The sequence below is a fragment of the Campylobacter concisus genome (assembly GCF_003048575.1).
Taxonomy (GTDB): Bacteria; Campylobacterota; Campylobacteria; order Campylobacterales; family Campylobacteraceae; genus Campylobacter_A; species Campylobacter_A concisus_U.
The window spans coordinates 278123-297477 of the sequence record NZ_PIRZ01000002.1 but is presented as its reverse complement, the minus strand read 5'-3'; the positions used below and the strand labels follow the sequence as shown (position 1 = coordinate 297477).

General features: G+C 36.4%; 15 protein-coding genes and 2 pseudogenes. 7 read left to right on the top strand and 10 right to left on the bottom strand.

Annotated features, from left to right (window positions below; genetic code table 11):
- Positions 1-7 precede the first annotated feature (7 nt).
- Positions 8-973 carry an 8-methylmenaquinol:fumarate reductase iron-sulfur subunit gene (sdhB, locus tag CVS84_RS03680; protein WP_107691206.1) on the top strand — a complete coding sequence of 322 codons (966 nt, stop codon included), beginning with the start codon at positions 8-10 and terminating at the stop codon, positions 971-973.
- Positions 974-975: 2 nt separating this feature from the next.
- Positions 976-1833: an 8-methylmenaquinol:fumarate reductase membrane anchor subunit gene (gene sdhE / locus CVS84_RS03675; protein WP_107691205.1), complete on the top strand. Its 858-nt coding sequence runs from the start codon at positions 976-978 to the stop codon at positions 1831-1833.
- 136 nt (positions 1834-1969) lie between these two features.
- On the opposite strand, the gene htpG is transcribed toward sdhE, so the two are convergent.
- Complete coding sequence (gene htpG, locus CVS84_RS03670) at positions 1970-3826, bottom strand: molecular chaperone HtpG (protein WP_107691204.1); 1857 nt, start codon at positions 3824-3826, stop codon at positions 1970-1972.
- A 248-nt stretch (positions 3827-4074) separates the two neighbouring features.
- On the opposite strand from htpG, the pseudogene CVS84_RS09805 reads away from it, so the two are divergent.
- Both CVS84_RS09805 and CVS84_RS09800 read left to right on the top strand, forming a co-directional pair.
- A pseudogene (locus CVS84_RS09805) lies at positions 4075-4971 on the top strand (Cache 3/Cache 2 fusion domain-containing protein); the annotation flags it as partial.
- Positions 4972-4998: 27 nt separating this feature from the next.
- Positions 4999-6051 (top strand): annotated as a pseudogene (locus CVS84_RS09800) (methyl-accepting chemotaxis protein); the annotation flags it as partial.
- A 145-nt stretch (positions 6052-6196) separates the two neighbouring features.
- On the opposite strand, the gene CVS84_RS03660 reads toward CVS84_RS09800, so the two are convergent.
- Genes CVS84_RS03660 through CVS84_RS03635 form a run of 6 tightly spaced genes read right to left on the bottom strand, consistent with a single transcriptional unit; the run spans position 6197 to position 11092 of the window.
- Positions 6197-6871 (bottom strand): lysophospholipid acyltransferase family protein, encoded by a 675-nt coding sequence (locus tag CVS84_RS03660; RefSeq protein ID WP_199906102.1) that lies wholly within the window; start codon positions 6869-6871, stop codon positions 6197-6199.
- Positions 6852-8147 (bottom strand): SH3 domain-containing protein, encoded by a 1296-nt coding sequence (locus CVS84_RS03655; RefSeq protein WP_107691201.1) that lies wholly within the window; start codon positions 8145-8147, stop codon positions 6852-6854. The genes CVS84_RS03660 and CVS84_RS03655 overlap by 20 nt, the downstream gene beginning before the upstream one ends.
- Positions 8141-8806: a phosphoribosylformylglycinamidine synthase I gene (purQ, locus tag CVS84_RS03650; RefSeq protein WP_107691200.1), complete on the bottom strand. Its 666-nt coding sequence runs from the start codon at positions 8804-8806 to the stop codon at positions 8141-8143. The genes CVS84_RS03655 and purQ overlap by 7 nt, the downstream gene beginning before the upstream one ends.
- Positions 8803-9039 (bottom strand): phosphoribosylformylglycinamidine synthase subunit PurS, encoded by a 237-nt coding sequence (gene purS / locus CVS84_RS03645; RefSeq protein WP_107691199.1) that lies wholly within the window; start codon positions 9037-9039, stop codon positions 8803-8805. Before purS ends, purQ begins: the two co-directional genes overlap by 4 nt.
- Before the next feature lie 8 nt (positions 9040-9047).
- The gene (gene purC / locus CVS84_RS03640) at positions 9048-9758 is read right to left on the bottom strand and encodes a phosphoribosylaminoimidazolesuccinocarboxamide synthase (protein ID WP_107691198.1); all 711 of its coding nucleotides are present in this window, start codon (positions 9756-9758) and stop codon (positions 9048-9050) included.
- Positions 9759-9775: 17 nt separating this feature from the next.
- Positions 9776-11092 (bottom strand): S41 family peptidase, encoded by a 1317-nt coding sequence (locus CVS84_RS03635; RefSeq protein WP_413784322.1) that lies wholly within the window; start codon positions 11090-11092, stop codon positions 9776-9778.
- 207 nt (positions 11093-11299) lie between these two features.
- On the opposite strand from CVS84_RS03635, the gene CVS84_RS03630 reads away from it, so the two are divergent.
- Positions 11300-13873 (top strand): ATP-dependent Clp protease ATP-binding subunit, encoded by a 2574-nt coding sequence (locus tag CVS84_RS03630; protein WP_107691196.1) that lies wholly within the window; start codon positions 11300-11302, stop codon positions 13871-13873.
- A 105-nt stretch (positions 13874-13978) separates the two neighbouring features.
- Here the strand turns inward: CVS84_RS03630 and CVS84_RS03625 are convergent, their stop codons facing one another.
- The gene (locus CVS84_RS03625) at positions 13979-15517 is read right to left on the bottom strand and encodes an inorganic phosphate transporter (RefSeq protein ID WP_107691195.1); all 1539 of its coding nucleotides are present in this window, start codon (positions 15515-15517) and stop codon (positions 13979-13981) included.
- Between the two features lie 130 nt (positions 15518-15647).
- On the opposite strand from CVS84_RS03625, the gene CVS84_RS03620 reads away from it, so the two are divergent.
- Complete coding sequence (locus CVS84_RS03620) at positions 15648-16550, top strand: disulfide bond formation protein DsbA (RefSeq protein WP_107691194.1); 903 nt, start codon at positions 15648-15650, stop codon at positions 16548-16550.
- A 30-nt stretch (positions 16551-16580) separates the two neighbouring features.
- Positions 16581-17012 carry a GatB/YqeY domain-containing protein gene (locus tag CVS84_RS03615; protein ID WP_107691193.1) on the top strand — a complete coding sequence of 144 codons (432 nt, stop codon included), beginning with the start codon at positions 16581-16583 and terminating at the stop codon, positions 17010-17012.
- A gap of 500 nt (positions 17013-17512) precedes the next feature.
- Here the strand turns inward: CVS84_RS03615 and CVS84_RS03610 are convergent, their stop codons facing one another.
- A complete protein-coding gene (locus CVS84_RS03610; protein ID WP_107691192.1) occupies positions 17513-18004 on the bottom strand; it encodes a flagellar protein in 492 nt (163 codons plus the stop codon).
- Between the two features lie 4 nt (positions 18005-18008).
- Positions 18009-19355 (bottom strand): TolC family protein, encoded by a 1347-nt coding sequence (locus tag CVS84_RS03605; RefSeq protein ID WP_107691191.1) that lies wholly within the window; start codon positions 19353-19355, stop codon positions 18009-18011.

Sequence of the window (19355 nt, the reverse complement as noted above, 5' to 3'; positions counted from 1 at the left end):
AGCTAGGATGAAAATTATTATCGACCGCTTTGACGGAACTAAAAAATATGAATCAACTTATGAGCTAACAAATGAAGAGATCAAAGGCAAAACTCTTTTAACAGTGCTTCTTGATATCAAACAAAAAAAGGATGCGACGTTAAATTTCACAGCATCTTGCCGCTCAGCGATATGTGGAGCGTGTGCTGTTAGAGTAAATGGCCACTCATATCTAGCTTGCGATACGAAGATGAATGAGCTTTTGGCTGAGTATGACAATCCAGAGAGCATAAGAATTTCTCCACTTGGAAATTTTAAAGTGATCTCAGACCTCATGGTGGACTGGGAACCAAGTATTGAAAATTTACGCAAGATTAAGCCTAGTATCACTGCTAAGTCAGAATTTAGCGCAGAAAAAGGCTGTAAGCAAAGTCAAAAAGAGTATGACAAAGTAGCTCTTGAATGGGACTGTATACTTTGCGGAGCGTGCGCTAGCGAGTGTAATAAACTAGAAGCTGATGCAAGCGACTATATGCAGCCATTTGTATTTGTGCATGCTTATAGAGCGGCGTTTGACTCACGCAACAAAGATCCTATGCCGCACTTAAAGCCAGCTATAGATAATGGCCTTTGGATGTGTGTAAAGTGCCAAGAGTGCGCTGATCGCTGTCCAAAAGGCATAAGCGCATGCAAAGATATAACTGATCTTCGCATTATGGCTATACAAAAAGGCTTTGATGATGGTATGGGACCAGATCACGCTGAGGCGTTTTTAACCGATCTAGTTGATGGCTCAGGCAGGCTAAATGAGATCAAGCTTGCACTTCGCTCTGAGGGAGTGTTTAGAAATATGGGCAAAATGGATATCGCTGCAAATTTAATGCTTGCAGGCAAGATGAATCCGCTTCATATTTTCGGCGAAGAGGACATTGAAGGACATGATGATCTAGTAAAAATGATAAATGCGGCTCGAAAAGCTGCTAGTAAGGAGTAACTATGCAAAACGAATTCGCTTTTTTCCCAGGATGCGTACTTTCTCAAGCAGCTAAAGAGGCTAAGATGTCGCTTGAGGCTATCGCTCCGATACTTGGCTGGAAGCTTCACGAGATAGAGGGCTGGAGTTGCTGTGGTGCCCAACAAGCACAAGACGTCGATCCTATCGCTACGCTTGTGGCAAATGCTAGAAATATAGCGCTTGCAGAGCAGATGAATATGCCGATGCTTACGACATGCTCAACTTGTATGCTAACTTTAACAAGAGCCAAAACTACACTTGATAAGGGTGCAAAGGGCCGTATAAATACTTTCTTGGCTGAGGGCAATATGAAATATAATGGCTCAACCGAGATCACAAGCCTTCTTTGGGTGCTTTATCAAAACGTAGAAACGCTAAGAGCAAAGGTTGTTAAGCCACTTAGTGGGCTAAAAGTAGCGCTATTTTATGGCTGCCACAGTCTAAGGCCTGAAAAAGATCTGCACAATAGAGAAAGCTCGGTCAACCCAAAGAGCTTTGAAACCGTTGTAGGCGCACTTGGCGCTACTATTGTGCCATTTGAGAAAAGACTTGACTGCTGTGGTTTCCACGCTAGTTACCCAGCTGGCACATCTGTAAGGAAAATGTCAAGCCAGATCGTAAATAATGCCGATGAAAACGGCGCTGACGTAGTTGTCACACCATGCCCACTTTGTCAAATGCAACTTGACATCTACCAAGAGAGATATCAAGATGAAAACCATTCAAACGTGAGAAAGCCAATCATTCACCTATCTCAGCTTGTAGGTCTTGCACTTGGACTATCTGTTGAAGATCTTGGACTTGATCTAAACATCATCGACGCTACCAAGATAGCGTAAATTTTGTCCCACGTCTTTTGGCGTGGGAAATTTGACTTACACAATTAAATTTTTACTGCAATAAAGACAATAAATATAGGAAATTAAATTTATAGAAGTAGGTTAAAGCCCAGAATTTCTCTTGGGCTTTATAAATTTAGATAGCTTTTATCATAACTTTCGTTAATAGCTCTGAAAATTTAGCAGGATTTTCTAGGCTCATGCCCTCATTTAGCCTTGCCATATCAAGAAGTAAAGGCGCTATGTCATAAATCATCGCCTCATTTTTCTCAAGTTTGGCAAAAATTTCATGATCAGCATTGATCTCCAAGATAGGCTTAACTTTTGGAGCATTTGCGCCTTGCCCCATCTGTTTTAGCATCTCTTGCATAGCGTAATCAGGATCGTTTTTGTCATAAATTAGCACCGCAGCCGAGCTTGATAGTCTTGAGCTTAGTCTTACATCCTTTACCTCGTCTTTTAAAATTTCTTTCATTTTAACAAGCGTATTTGCAACCTTGCTCTCATCAACCTTCTCATCACTTTTGATCTCGTCATTTATATCAGCGTGTGAGACTGATTTTAGAGGTGTTTTGTCAAATTCATTGACCATTGGCATTACGATCGTATCGATCTCTTCGTCCATAATAAGCACTTCTATGTCGTTTTTCTTAAAGCTTTCTAGAAGTGGAGAATTTCTTAGCATATTTTCATTGTTACCACTGATGTAGTAGATCGACTTTTGATCCTCTTTCATCGCTTCTTTGTACTCTTTTAGGCTGATAAGTCCGTCTCTTCTTGAGCTTTTAAATAGGCAAAGATCTAAAATTTGCTCTTTTTCAGCACTAAATCCATAAAGACCTTCTTTTAAAACCTTACCAAATAGTTTGTAAAATTTTATGTATTTTTCACGATCGTTATCTTTTACCTTTGCAAGCTCGCTTAAAATTTTCTTCACGCTTTGCTCTTTGACACTTCTCATGATCGCATTTTCTTGTAAAATTTCACGGCTCACATTTAATGGCAGATCCTCGACATCAATGATACCCTTGATAAATCTTAAATATGGCGGCAAGAGTTCTTTTGCATCATCTGTGATAAAAACTCTTTTTACATAAAGCTTTACGCCACTTTGATAATCAACCCTAAATAGATCAAATGGCTCGGTGCTTGGCACATAAAATAGAGTTGAGTACTCGATCTTGCCTTCAGCCTTTGTATGAATATAAAGGAGAGGATCGCTACTGTCGTGAGAAATTTGCTTATAAAAGTCGTTATAATCTTGCTCTTTAAGGCTAGCTTTATTTAGTCTCCAAAGCGCATTTGCCTTGTTTATTTGCTCGTTTTTGATCTCATATGTGCCTTCTTTTTCGCCTTCTTTTGGAGCGACATAGCTTTGTTTATCCATAAATATAGGATAAGGAATGTGGTTTGAATACTTCTTGACTATCTCTTCAATACGCCAAGAATTTGCAAACTCATCATCGTTTAGATACAAAGTGATATCAGTGCCAAAGCTCTCTTTGCTGGCCTCTTCTATCTCGTAGCTTTTTGCATCAGATGTCCATTTGTAGGCCTTATCGCCAAGTGCTCTTTGACTGATGACTTCGATCTTGTTTGCTACCATAAAGGCTGAGTAAAAGCCAACACCAAACTGGCCTATTAGTGAACTATCTTTTTTTGCATCGCCACTTAAATTTTTCATAAAGCCTTTTGTGCCGCTTCTTGCTATTGTGCCCAAATTTGCGATAAGCTCATCTTTATCCATACCAATGCCGTTATCACTGATAGTTAGTGTTTTGACTTTTTCATCGATTTTGATATCGATCCTTGGGGTATAGTTTAGATTTTTATATTTTTCATCAGTTAAACAAAGATAGTTTAGCTTATCTAGTGCATCGTTTGAGTTTGAGATAAGCTCTCTTAAAAATATCTCTTTGTTTGAGTAAAGAGAGTGAATCATTAAATTTAGAAGGTCATTAACCTCGGTTTGAAATTCAAATTTATCTGCCATTTTGATTTCCTTTTTTTAAAATTTTTGGCAGATTATAACATAAAGTGATAAAAATATACTTAACCTTGATAGTAATACTATCAAGGTTTTTAAAATAATTTTTTAAAATGATTTCAAAAAAGTTATAGTTTATGAATAAAATAATAATGATAATTTATTAATTATTATTAATTATGCATTCTTGTATAAAGTTTATTTAAAATAGTGCTATAATCAAGGCGAAAATTTTTGAAAAAAAAGGAAACAAAATGAATTTACGAAGCATTTTGGTAAAAGTTTCAGCAACGATTGCTACGGTTTTGGCAGTATCTATGACATGTTTTGTCATATATACATCAAATATTTTAGAGCGCGAGATAAAAGATGGTGTGCTTACGACAGTAGAACAAAACGTCCAGCTTGCTATGAATACGGTTAAATTATTTGAGAAAGATAATGTAAGTAGTGCAGAGCTAATAATGAGTGTTTTTAAAGAGATGATCGGAAAAATTTCAACTAATCACCAGATGAGCAAGACTGACAAATACGAAGCGATAGATCTAATATCTCAAAATGGTATTTTAAACAACAACTACGATATTCTGGATAAATTTAATAAAGCTACAAAAGGTGGAATTTCAACGATTTTTGCAAAATCGGGTGATAATTTTTTAAGAGTTAGTACATCGGTGACGAAGGCTGATGGTAGTAGAGCTGTTGGTACGATGATTGACAAAAACGGTCAAGCCTATAAAAATATCATGAATAAAGAGAGGTATGTAGGTGTTGTAAATTTATTTGGACGCAACTATATGAGTATTTATGATCCTATTATTGAAAATAACGAGGTAATAGGAATTTTATTTGTTGGTTATGATCCTACCGAGGGATTAAACAATATGAAAAAGACTTTTTCTGAGATGAAACTTGGTAAGCATGGATATTTTTCTCTTTACAATACTAAAACTGGAAAATTTGACTTTCATCCAACCAAGGCAAATCAAGAGCTAAGTAGTGAATTAAAAACTACTATGGATAATATTGTTAAAAAAGGAAAGGGTATTGAGCCTATTATAATTGATGGGGTTGACTGCATAGTTGCTTTTGAGTCATTTGATAAGCTAGACTGGATGGTTTTAGGTTCAGCTGTGACTGATGATTTTTTAACACCATTAAAAGTAGTTAGTAAAAATTTCATCATAGCAAGCGTCATAGTTACCTTACTTTTGATAGCTGTTTCGATGTTCTTGCTTAAGAAGATGGTTGCAAGTCCTATCGATAGACTAGGAACAAATTTAAATGCGATAACATCTGATTTTACAATTAAAATTCCTATTTATGGTAAAGACGAGATAGCTAAAATAAGTAAAGATATAAATGATTTTATTGAAAGGATAAGGGTATTAATAAGTGATACAAAGCACCTTTCAAGCGAAAATAGCTCCGTTGCAAATGAGCTTAGTTCCACATCTCTTCAGACAGGCAAACGTGTAGAAAAATCAACTGAAATAGTAGAAGAGACAAATCAAAGATGTAAAGTAATGCAAGAAAATATGAAAGAATCTTTAGCAGTAGCTCAAGCTGGCAAAGATGATCTTCAAAAGGCAAGCACGCATATAAAAACGGCAACTGAAGCTATAAGATCGCTATCAGCACAGATTATTGACTCTGCTAATGTAGAAAATCAAATGGCTGATAAGATCGATCAGCTTAGTCGTGATGCCGAGCAGGTAAAATCAGTCCTTGTTGTTATCAATGATATAGCTGATCAGACAAATTTACTTGCACTTAACGCAGCTATCGAGGCCGCAAGAGCTGGCGAGCATGGACGTGGCTTTGCCGTTGTTGCTGATGAAGTTAGACAGCTAGCTGAGAGGACTCAAAAGAGTTTAACTGAGATAAATGCAACTATCAATGTCATCGTTCAAGCGATCAATGATAGCAGTGAGCAAATGGGTATCAACTCTAAACAGATCCAAGAGCTAACTCACGTGGCAAGTGATGTTGAAAAAACTATAAATGTTATGAGTGAGACGATGAATAACGCTATAGCAATGTCTGATAAGACTATGCAAGACTACATCGCAACCGGCAAAAATGTAAATGAAATCATGGAAGGTATCTCAAATATCAACCAAATTTCATCTGAAAATGCTAGAAGTGTCGAAGAGATAGCTTCAGCAGCAGAACATCTAAACAAGATGACAGATGCATTAAATTCAAAACTTAGTGTCTTTAGAACTTAAGAACTTATCTACAAGCTAATATTTTTAGGTCTAGCGGGAGCTAGACCTTTTTAAATTTATTGATAAAAATTTCTAGTATATAAAATCAAATTTTTATAGATAATGATATAGAAGCAGGGGGCTTTGTAAATTTGCAAAGCCAAATTTATTTTCTATTTTCGTCTAGGACTTTTTGCATATTCTCTCTAGTTGCCTCTAGCCAGTTGTCTTTTGAAGTATCGACTAAATCAAGACAAAAGAGCTTGATATCTGCTTTTTTAAAGCTAAATTCTTTTACTTTCAAAGCGTCACTTCCAATGATTACGATAGGCTGAACCTTTAAATTTAGCTTTTCTACAAGCATTTTAGCTCCACCTTTAAATGGTAAAAGCTTGTTAGTTTGTGATCTTGTTCCTTCTGGAAAAATAGCTAAAACACGACCATTTTCAACTCTATCTTTAGCCTCTTTTAAAAGTTTTATTAAAGAGTGCTTATTTTCACGCTCAACTGCTATCATCTTTGGCAGGCTCAAAATTTTACCAATTATAGGAATTTTACCGATCTGTGCCTTTGCGATCCAGCAGACATTTTCTGGGTGTAGCTCTTCTATGACTATGATATCAAGCATACTTTGGTGGTTTATGAGCAAGATATTTGCTTCATCACTAAAATTACCTATCACTTCAAGTTTATATCCACCAAAAAACCTTTGCGATCTTCCCCAAAATTTTCTTATGGCTCTATTTTTATCATTAAATAGCCACATAAAAAAGACGACTAGAACAACACTGATAACAAACTCAATAGCAAAAAATAAAGCTCTAATTTTTGACAAGATCATCCTTTTTTACCCAACCGATTTTACCATCAGCAAATAAAATTTTTGAGTAGTCGCCTTTTGTGTCTAAAATTTCTACATTTTCATTTTTACGAGATGTGTAAAAGATGGTTGAGTTTTTTGTAGGTAAGATCGAAACGCTAATATCTGGTTTTAGAATAGCCTTACCAAAAGGGTTGTAGGTATAAATTCCAAGTGCAATAAAAACAGCTGCCACAAAAAAGTAGCTAAGCCTTCTGCGCCAAATAGCTAATAATATAAAAATTACGACACAAGAGTATATCGTGATATCTTTATAGGTGCTAAACTCGCTTTGTTTTGGGTTTAGTCCGATTTGTGTGCTGACATCGTCATCTTCGACACTCACTGGCAAAGAAAAGCTTTCAAATTTAGCCTTTTTTAGGTTGTAATAATTAAAGTCAAGCGATTTTTTATTTGGCTTAAATACTGCAAAATAATATGCACTTTGTGAGTTAAAGTCGCCATTTATCGTATCTACGCCTTGCTTTAAGATTGTCTTATTTTCTATATTAAAAGCACTTAGATCTACGTTGTTACCATAAATTTCTACAACCATGATATTGTTTATATCATCAAATTTAGTCGTTTTAAATTTCTTTACCTCAAGATTATCAGCCACGATATGGTTGTAATTCTCATCGCTTCTAAGCTCTTTTAGCTTTGGCAAGAAGATATTTATACTTGAGTTTTGATAGTTTTCGCCATTTCTTTTTAGATCCAAGTTAACTTTTAAAGTCTTTGCATCAATGCTTGTTGCCTCAAGATAAAAAGTACCTACATATTTGTTGTCTTCGCTTTTTACCCATTGAAAATTTTTCTTATTTAGCCATTTGATATTTGTTTCATCAAGCTGTGTCTCAAACTCAAACTCAAAGTCATTTTGTGTATCAGCCACTATCTCAACACTAAAAATTTCTCCTATAACAACATTTTTTGGTATATTTGTGGCTTTTAAAAGAAGCTCTTTTACTTTGATCTTGTCATATACTTGATTGTCTGGGACGCTAATATCTGGCTCGTTTGTTGGCACGATGTTTCGCATCTGCTCTGGAGTGATACGCTCTGGCTGTGGTGATACAAATTTTCTTGAAAAATCTTGTTCTTTTGGCGGTTTTTGAGTTTTTGGATTTGAAGTAGGGCTATTTACAAATTTATCCTCCCTAGCTTCATCCATCATGTCAAAAACGCTTACCTCGTCGGTATTTACAGCAAATAAATTTAGTACGAGTAGGGAGATAAAAAGAAAATGTTTTACCAAACTAGACCTTTTAGCATCTTCATACCATCATCTGTACCTAAAATTTTCTCACAAGCACGCTCGGGATGGGGCATAAGGCCAAATATTCTTTTACTTTCATCGCAGATTCCAGCTATATTGTCGACTGAACCATTAGGATTTATTTCGTTGCCTTTAGCATCACAGTATTTTAGTAACACTTGATCGTTGTCGTAAAGGCCTTTTAGAGTGGTTTCGTCAGTATAATAGTTGCCCTCGCCATGAGCAATAGGGATATTAACCACTTCATTTTTGGCTAAATTTGCTAAGAATTTATTGTTATTTGAGATTACCTTTAGGTGGTGATATTTTGAAACAAAATTTAAATTTTCATTTCTTCTCATCGCACCCTTTAAGAGTCCAAGCTCAAGCAGCATCTGAAAACCATTGCAAATTCCTAAGATATAGCCGCCTTTTTTTGCATGCTCTTTTACAGCTTGCATAGCTGGGCTAAATTTAGCTATCGCAGCTGTTCTTAGATAATCTCCATAGCTAAAACCACCTGGAAGTACGACCAAATCAGCTTCTATTTTATCTTCTTTGTGCCAGATTATTTGTGTTTGGCATCCAAGTAATTTAAATGCGTGAGCTGTGTCTTCTTCGCAGTTTGTGCCAGGAAAAAGTATTATCGCTACTTTCATAGCACGATCTCGTAGTCTTCGATGACAGTGTTAGCCAGAAGCTCTTCACACATAACTCTTAGCTGCTCTTTTGCTTTGTTTTTATCGCTCTCGTCTATGTCTAAAACGATTTGTTTGCCTATTCTGACATTTGACACACCACTAAATCCGAGAGAATTTAGAGCATGCTCCACTGCTTTACCAGCAGGGTCAAGGACCCCACTTCTTAATGCTATATTTACAACAGCTTTCATCTTCGTCCTTACGATAAAATTCTTTTTAAAACTTCTTCATAAGCGACTTTTACGCTACCAAGGTCTTGTCTAAATCTATCTTTGTCAAGTTTTTCATTAGTTTTAGCATCCCAGAATCTACAACTATCAGGGCTTATTTCATCAGCTAAAATGATATTGCCGTCTTTGTCGATACCAAATTCTATTTTAAAATCGACTAGCTTTAGATCTCTTTCGGCAAAAAATTTAAATAATATAGAGTTAATCTCTCTTGCTGTATGTCTTAGAGTTTGAAGATCTTTTTCACTCTTTACTAATCCCATGATAATACAGTGCTCATCTGTTACTAATGGATCGTGCAAATCGTCGTTTTTATAGTAAAACTCAACAAGCGTAAAAGGTAAAACTGTGCCTTCTTTTATGCCAAGTCTTTTGCTTAGTGAACCAGTTGCAATATTTCTAACAACGACTTCAAGAGGTATGATTTCACATTTTTTGACTACTTGCTCAGTGTCGCTGATAGTCTCAACTAGGTCAGTCACGATGCCTTTACTCTCCAAAAGCTTAAAAAGCTGTGTTGAAATTTTATTATTTAATGCGCCTTTACCAGCTTCGTTGCCTCTTTTTTGAGCATCAAATGCTGTTAGATCGTCTTTAAATTCAGCCACAAGCAAATTTGCATCATCTGTGGCATACATTTTTTTACCTTTTCCCTCGTAAATAAGTTCTCTTTTTTGCATGGAGATCTCCTTCTAATTTATTGTTTTATTTTTAAAATTTTGATCGTGTCAATTGCCGTTTTTAATTGAATATCTTCATCAACTTTTTTTTGCGTAATTATCTTTTTATCATCTTTTGCTTCAGTTTTATTGCCCTCGCTTGTAGGATTTATCTTGTTTAGCTCGCTTTTTAGGTGCGCTTTTAGCTCACTTTCTTTGATGCTAAACGCACTATCGTCGCTTTGTGGCACTTTACCAGGATGCACGACTACATCAGGTGTTACGCCAACTGCTTGGATAGTTCTGCCACTTGGCAAGTAGTATCTTGCGATAGTTAGTCTTAGTGCTTCGGTGTCGTCTATTGGTAGGATTACTTGAACGCTTCCTTTTCCAAAGGTATTTTCACCGATTATTACAGCACGTTTATGATCTTGAAGTGAGCCACTTACGATCTCGCTAGCACTAGCACTTCCGCCATTTACTAGTGCAACAAGTGGTAGTTTTGAAAGAGTTTTACTAGCACTTGCTTTATACTCTACATTTTCAGATGCGTCACGACCTTTTTGAGAGACTATGACGCCGTTATCTACAAAAAGATCAACTAGATCGACAGCTTGATTTAAAAGTCCGCCAGGATTGTTTCTAAGATCAAGTATGATGCCACTTGCTTTTGGATATTCTTTGATCGCATCTTTTACCTTTGTAACAACATTTTTATCAAAATTTGTAACACGTACGTAAAGAATGTTGTCATTTTCTATCATTTTTGCATAGACAGACTCAACCTTTATAAGATCTCTTATAATCTTTACATCAAATGGTTTTTGCTCACCTTTTCGTAAAATTGTGATAGTTATTGGAGTTTTTGGCTTGCCGCGCATTTTATTTACAGCTTCATCTATTGTTGTGCCGATAGTTGAGTTGCCATCTATTCTTAAAATAATGTCGCCTGATTTTATACCTGCTTTATCAGCTGGGGTATCTTCTATCGGTGAAATAACGGTTAGTGCGCTATCTTTTATGCCAACTGTTATGCCAAGGCCACCAAATTCTCCACTTGTTTGCACCTGCATATCTTTGTAAGCTTTTTCATTTAAAAAACTTGAGTGGGCATCTAAATTTTGCATTAACCCTGCTATGGCTTTATCAATGATCTCTTTAAATTTAATGTCATCAACATAGTATTTTTCAACAGTTGAAATTGTTTTTGTAAGCTTTGAAAGTGCTTCAAGCTTCGCACTTGCTTCGTCTTCACTCTTTGCAAAAAGTGCATTCACTGCTACGCTTGAGATAAGCAAAGCACCTGTAATTTTTAGTGCAAAAAATCTACTAAATTTATTCAAAATTTCTCCTATAATTTTTGGCTCAATTCTATTAGCTTTTGGCTAAAAAAAGTATAAATTTAAGCTTATATTTTTGCTTTTAGATAGTTTTTGATACAAATTTATAACAGCAAATTTTAGCAATTAAATAAAAAGAGTGACAAGCATTATAAAAATACTTGACAATATAAGACTAAAGTTATATAATGGCGACCATATAAAATAATCCAAGGAGATTTAATGGCTGACATAACAGAAAATTTAACAGCTCAGATGCAAGAAACTCTTGAAAAAGGTATTAGCTTAGCGATATTTTCTAAAAATCCACAAGTTGTACCACTCCATATTTTTTGGGCTTTAATTGCAGATAGTAACTCTATCTTAAATCAAGTATTTAATAAAATGAATGTAAGTAAAGATGCTGTCGAGCTTGAAGTAAAAAGTAAAATTTCTTCACTTCCAAGTAGCTCAAACGTTACAAAAGATAACGTTTCAGTTTCAAGAGAGCTTATAAATTCGCTTGAAAACGCAAAAGCTTTGATGGTAAGCATGGGCGATAGCTACATAGCTGTTGATACATGGATCATCTCATCTCTTGAGCTTAGTGAGATCAAGCAAATTTTGAGTAAATTTTGCGATATTTTAGAGGTTAAAAAGAATCTTGAGAGCATAAGAGGCGGCAAAAAAATAGATAGCCAAACTGGCGATGATACGCTTGATAGTCTAGAAAAATTTGGCATAGATCTCACGCAAAAAGCACTAAATAAAGAGCTTGACCCAGTTATCGGTCGTGATGAAGAGATCACTAGAATGATGCAAATTTTAATAAGAAAGAGCAAAAACAACCCTATCTTACTTGGTGAGCCAGGCGTTGGTAAAACAGCCATCGTTGAGGGTCTAGCTCAAAAGATAGTGGCTCGTGACGTGCCAACAAGCCTTGCAAACAAGCGTGTCATTGCGCTTGATATGAGCGCAGTTGTAGCTGGAGCAAAGTATAGAGGTGAGTTTGAAGATAGATTAAAAGCTATCATAGACGAGGTTAAAAAGGCTGGCAATATCATACTTTTTATAGATGAAATTCATACAATAGTTGGAGCAGGTGCGAGCGAGGGCGGAATGGATGCTGCAAATATTCTAAAACCAGCCCTTGCACGTGGTGAGCTACACGCTGTTGGTGCGACAACACTAAAAGAGTATAGAAAATACTTTGAAAAAGATGCAGCACTTCAAAGACGCTTCCAACCAATAGACGTCAAAGAGCCAAGCGTAAATGAGGCTTTGCAAATTTTACGTGGTATAAAAGAGCGTCTTGAAGTTCATCATGGCATCACGATAACAGATAGTGCGCTAGTTGCTGCAGCAAGGCTTAGTGATCGTTACATAGCAAACCGCTTCTTGCCAGATAAAGCGATCGACCTTATTGATGAAGCCGCAGCTGAGCTAAAAATGCAAATAGAAAGCGAGCCATACGAGCTTTCAAAGATAAAACGTGAGATCGTAACGCTTCAAGTAGAAAAAGAAGCTCTAAAGATGGAGGATGCGGAGAAAAATAAAGAAAGACTTAGCGAGATCGAAAAAGAGATAGCTGACCTAAATGAGAAAAAGCTAGCACTTGATACTAAATTTGAAAACGAAAAAGCTGTTTTTGGCGGAATTTCAAAAGCTACAAAAGAGATCGATAGCTTAAAATCACAAGCTGAGATAGCAAAAAGAAATGGCGATCTTCAAAAGGCTGCCGAGATAGAATACGGCAAGATAGCTGACGCTAAAAAGCACAAACACGAGCTTGAAGAAAAATGGGAGAGCATGAAAAAAGAGGGCGTGCTTCTTAAAAATCAAGTCGATGAAGAGCTTGTAGCTGAAATTTTGAGCAAATGGACTGGAATTTCAGTTAAGAAAATGCTAACAAGCGAAAAAGAGAAATATCTGCGCATCGAAGAGCATCTAAGAGAGAGTGTTGTCGGTCAAGATGACGCACTACACGCACTTGCACGTGCTGTTAAGAGAAACAAAGCAGGGCTAAATGAGGGTCAAAGGCCGATTGGTTCGTTTTTATTTCTTGGACCAACAGGCGTTGGCAAAACTCAGTCTGCTAAGGCTTTGGCTAAGTTTTTATTTGACGATGAGAAGGCACTTATCCGCTTTGATATGAGCGAGTATATGGAAAAACACAGCGTGAGCAGGCTTCTTGGTGCGCCTCCAGGATATGTGGGCTACGATGAGGGTGGTCAGCTAACAGAGGCAGTTCGCAGAAGACCATACTCAGTCATACTTTTTGACGAGGTTGAAAAGGCTCACAAGGACGTATTTAACATACTTCTTGGCATACTTGATGATGGACGTGCGACTGATAATAAGGGTGTAACGGTTGATTTTAAAAACACGATCATCATTTTAACTTCAAACATCGCTTCAAGTTTCATAATGGAGCTAAAGGGTGAAGAGCGTGACGTTGCTGTTAAAAATGAGCTTAAGAACTACTTTAAACCAGAGTTTTTAAACCGTCTTGATGATACCATCATCTTTAATCCTTTAAATGAAGAGGGCCTAATCTCTATCGTTGAAATCATGTTTAAAGAGCTTGAAAAAACCCTTCATAACCGTGGTATCAAAGCGGTTTTGAGTGAGGAAGCCAAGAAATTTATTGCAAAAGCCGGATTTGACATAGTTTATGGTGCAAGACCACTAAGAAGGGCGCTTTATGAGCTAGTTGAAGACAAGATAGCTGACATGATATTAAAAGATGAGCTTGAAACTGGCGATGAGATCACCATTGATAGCGATGGCGAGAAGATCATCATTAAGAAAAAATAACTTCAAATTTGCTTGGCAGGTTGGATCAACTTGCCAAGCTCTCATATAAAATTTATACAAAAAATATCTAAAAAATAGGGCGGTTTTTGCTACTTAAAAATATGACTAAACGCCTAAAAATTTAGCAAGGGCAAAATAAAATATAGCTGATGAGATAGCAGCTGCTGGAAGCGTGATGAGCCAAGCAAGAATGATTGGTCTTACCATTTTCCAGTTTGCATTTTTATTTACGATACCGATGCCTAAAACTGCGCCTATTAGGATATGAGTTGAGCTAACTGGTATGCCAAGCTTTGTGGCTAGAAGTATGACGATACTTGAGGCAAGCTCCGCGCTAAAGCCAGTTGTAGGCAAAATTTCAGCTAGTTTTGAGCCAATGGTTGTGATAACCTCTTTACCTAAAAACCAAAGTCCAACGACAAGTGAGATACCAAAGGTTACCATTGCGATGCTAGGTATCGGTGAGCTTTCGTTTATAGAGCCAGTTTTTAGCACGTCAAGTACAGCTGCAAATGGTCCAACTGCATTTGCGATGTCGTTTGCGCCGTGTGAAAATGCAAAAGATGAAGCTGTAAAAATTTGAAACCATGAAAAAATTCTATTGATGCTCTTTTCGCTATCGTTTTTGCTCATGACGTTTATGATAGCAAGGCTTGCAAGATATGCTAGAGCTCCGATAACAAAGATAATCCAGATAGTTTGGATGATGCTAAAGGCTAAATTTATATGCCCAAGCCCTTTAAAAAGCATCATCGATGAGATCACCATTGCGGCAAATCCAGCGATGATTGGGATATGTTTTTTCATTGCTTTAAAAGTGTCTATCTCTTTTTCACCATCTTTCATAATGCGAATTTTTGAACGGTACTCGCTGTATTCAGTGGTTTCGATCTCGTCCTCATCGATAACTGCGATCTTTGAAAGAGTAGCTATTTGCTCCTCAGCCGGCTTCGTTTTTAGTGCCTTTATAAAGCTTTCTTTATAAGCTTTTCGCTCAGCTTTTAGAGCTTTTAGATTCATTTTAAGTTCATGTGTTGGCTCAATAATCTTACTTTTTACGTAGCCAAATATAATGTAAGACATCACGCCGCCAAGCAGTGGTGAGATGACCCAACTAACGGCGATCCTACCGATCTCGCCCCAAGAGACCATGTTAAGTGGCTCAGGATCTTTTATCATAACCCCCATAGCAAGTCCTGCGCCAACGATGCCGCCAACGATCGAGTGAGTGGTCGAGACTGGTAGACCTTTTTTAGACGCGTAAAAGAGCCAAAGCCCAGAGCTAAGAAGGGCTGAGATCATGATGATGACAAATTTCATCGGATTTAGATCGCTTGGAAATTTCACGATCTCGTTTCTAATGGTATTAGTAACCTCAGATCCTGCAAATATCGCACCGCTAAGCTCAAAAATGGCTGCGATGATGAGAGCTTGCTTAAGCGTAAGAGTCTTAGCGCCAACGCTTGTGCCAAAGCTATTTGCAACGTCATTTCCACCGATATTAAAGGCCATAAAAAGACCAAACATGCCAGCGATCAAGAATAAAAAGTAGTTATTTGTCGGGATGTACTGATAGCCCCAAACGAAAAATCCAACGCTACAAATTGCAAAAATAACAAATGCCAATAAGTTATCTCGAAGCAATCAAGCCCCCTTATAAGGTTTTTGATAGGGATTATATCTTGAAAAATATTAAAGTTTTTAGAATTTTTCAACTTTAAATGATACTAAATTATCATATGTTAGAATCTACAAAAAATTTTAAGGATAAATTTTGGTTATAGCGATCGATCTTGGCTCAAACACATTTCGCGTAGCGCTTGTCAAAAAAGAGCAAAATGGCTTTAGTAATGAGCAAATTTATGAAAAGATAGTAGGAGCTGCTAGAGGGCTAAATGAAAGTGGCAAGATAGCAGATGAGTCCAAAAATAGGCTCTTTGAAGCGATAGCAGAGGCTAAAAATAAATTTGATTTTGATAAATTTACATGCGTAGCAGTCGCGACTGAGGCTTTTAGAGTGGCGTCAAATAGCAAGGAAATTTTTAGCGAGATAAGAGAGAAATTTGGCATAAATTTTCATATCATCAGCGGTAAAGCAGAAGCAAAGCTTACATTTTTGGGTGTTCAAAATGCTTTTAAAAAGCTTGGAATAAATGAAAATTTTAGCGTCATTGATATCGGTGGAGCAAGCTCAGAGATCGGCGAAGATGGAAATTTTATGAGTTTTAAATTTGGCATTATTACATTTTTTGAAAAATTTAAAACACTTGATTTAATGCAAGAAAATGCAAAATTTTATACAAAAGATGCAAGAGAATTTTTAAATAGCTTAAAAAATAAATTTATCGTACTGACTTCCGGTGTACCAACTACTATCGCAGCACTACGACTTGGACTTAACTACGAGAACTATGATCCAAAAAAAGTAAGCGGATTTGAGCTTAAAAACGACGATCTTGCTTGGTTTGTAGGTGAACTTTCAAAGATGAATGATAAGAGCGCTGATCTGGCGGTTGGAATAAGTAGAAAATATCCCCTCATCGCTGGAACCTTACTTTTAGAGGAGCTTCTAGGCGAGCAAGAAGCAAAATTTTTAGTTATTGACGATGGTCTTAGAGAGGGTATTGGGGTGGCCTATCTGCAAGGAAAATTTCAAGAAATTATCACAAATTTTTAGTTAATATTTCAAAAATTTAAAGGAGAGGAAATGAGTATAAGAGAGCAAATTTTAGCTGATATAAAAGAGGCTATGAAGGCAAAAGATGAGTTTAAAAGAGATACTTTAAGAACGCTAAATGCAGCACTTAAGCAGGTCGAAGTCGATCAAAGGGTTGAAATGACTGATGAAGTGGTACTTCCGCTACTTCAAAAGGAGATCAAAAAGAGGGCTGACTCGGTTGAGCTTTATATAAAAGGTACCAGAGAGGATTTGGCTAAAAAAGAGCAGGGCGAGATCGAGCTTATTAAGGCATATTTGCCAGTACAACTAAGTGATGAAGAGCTAAAGGCAAAGATCAAGACTATCATCCAAAAAACTGGTAAAAACCTTGGTGCTGTGATGAAAATGGCAAAAGATGAAATCGGAGCGAGTGCTGAGGCAAAGCGCATAAGCATGATCGCAAAAGAGCTTTTGGCTTAAAATCTATAATCTTATAAAACTTTTAATTTTGAAAACTTACTTGTAAGTTTTCAAAAAAACAAAATACGACTTTCATTTTAAAAAGATAATTTTAAAAGCATAATACTTATATGAATATGTTTAAGGGTAAAATACAAGCTTTTTTATATATTTGTATTGAAAACTATAATTTTCAAATTATTATTTTAATTTTCTTATTTTTTCTTTTAGATGAATTTAAATATTGATTTATAGGCTTATTTTGGATTTTATCTTTTGTATGATTATAATTTATCCATTAAATTTGACATAAAAATATTTGTAAGAAAATTAGTTAAATTTTACACTTTTCAAAAAATGTGAAATTTGTATTTATCTTATATATAACTTAAAATTTGATCTACCCTATTTTGAAAAAGTGAGCAAGAGCTATCTTTGGAGTTTGTGGTTCTTGCTTTTAAGCGCAGAGCACTAACCTTGCAAAAACTGCGATAAATGTACATAAAGCGCTCGCTCAAGAATTAAATTTTATCGTCAAAAAGTGTGCGGATATCCAGTGTGTAGTTTTTAAGCATAAAGATCGGCGAGTCTAAAATTTCAAGCAAGCCATCATCAAATGAGAGAAATTCCACTACTCTTTTGCGCCTATTATCAGTTTTTATGCTCATATCGGCTAGGTGCACTACCTTTACGATCTGCATTTTATCTGCCATCCATTCAGAAAAAGCTAGAAATTTAGAGTCCTCTGAAAACAAAAAGCAAGCAGTCGCCCTTTCGCTAAGTAAAATTTGAAGCGCATCGTCATCTTTAACTAAATTTTGATCAAAATTTGATAGTCTTTTTTCGTGGCTTGAAGGCTCATTTTTTAATTTTAGACAGTGCTTGCTATTTATAAAAAGTCGTAGCTCGCCAAGGGTTGGAGCGCCCATAGCGACATCACAGCCTTCAAATTTGGCGCTAAATTTGCCATCACTGCTACACGCATTTGCCTCATAGTCCCAAGCCGAGCTCATAAATTTACCTATTAAATTTGCCTGCCATGGCTTTGTAGATATTTAGCTCGTCTTGTAAAAGCGTGTATTTTGCTTTTAATAGCCCTATTTTAGCCTCTAGCTCACTATTTTTTGCCTCTAAAAACTGCTTTAACTCAACCTTGCCATAAGAGTATTTTAGCTCGTAAATTTTTGAAATTTCTTCGTAGTTTTTTATCTGTTCTTGGTAGTTAGCAAGCAGCACTTCATCGTTTAGGTAGCCTTTATAAAATGCGTCTACCTCGTTTAATGCGCTATTTAGAGTGCTTATGTAGTTTAGCTTTGTAAGCTCGAAATTTGCCTCGCTTACTTTTAAATTTGACTTTAGTTTGTGGTAGTTTAAAAATGGTAAATTTAAAGCGATGTTGCCATTTAGAAATTTAAGGCTAAATGCGCCCTCTTTTGTGCTTGAACTACTTTTGATGCTAGCTCCTAGCGTGATGCTTGGATAGAATTCTTTTTGACTAGCTTTATAGTTTAGGATGCCCTCTTCTATACGGTAAATAGCTGCTCTTAGGTCCGGACGGTTTGCTATGGCGCTTGTTGGCACTTCTAGATCAACACCCACTTTTTTTACAGGACTTAGCGTGAGGCCCTCAAATTTAAGCTCAAAATCCGGCCTCTCATTTAGCAAAATCCTAAGCATTTTCTTGGCTACGACTAGCTCTTTTTTGGCATTTTCTATCTTATTTTGAGCGCTTAAAAGCTGTGAGTTTATCTGTTTTAAGCTTAGCGCCTCCTCTTTGCCAAGCTCAAATTTAAGCCCAACTATCTCATTTAGTTCATTATAAATTTCTAAAATTTGCTCATAAGTTTTAATGCTCTCATTTAGATATAAGATCTGAAAATACGCGTCTGTTACGGAGTTTATCACGCTTAGCTTGCTAGCTTCCAGATCAAATTTAGTAGCCTCTGCCTCAAACATCGCTACGTCTTTGCTATTTGCTAGCTTTTGCCAAAGATCAATCTCGTAGCTAAGCCCAATGCTTGAGCCAAAATTCCTACTAGAAGCGCCGCCCTCTTTTATATTTTTGTTGCTTGATGCCTCAACGCCAGCGTTAAAGCTTGGGATTAAATTTGCCTCCAAAATTCCAGCTTGAGCGAGTGCTTTATTTACATTTATCGCAGCTTTTGTAAGGTCGGTGTTGTTTTTAAGTGCTAGATCAATGAGTTCATTAAGATAGTTTTGGTGATACTCTTTCCACCAAGAAGTGTTTAAATTTAGCTCCTGGCTAGCGTTATCTTCAAATAAAATTTGCTTATAGTTTTCATCTATATTTTTAATAGCGCAACCGCTTAAAACGAGCACTAAAGCTAGGCTTAGAAATTTCAT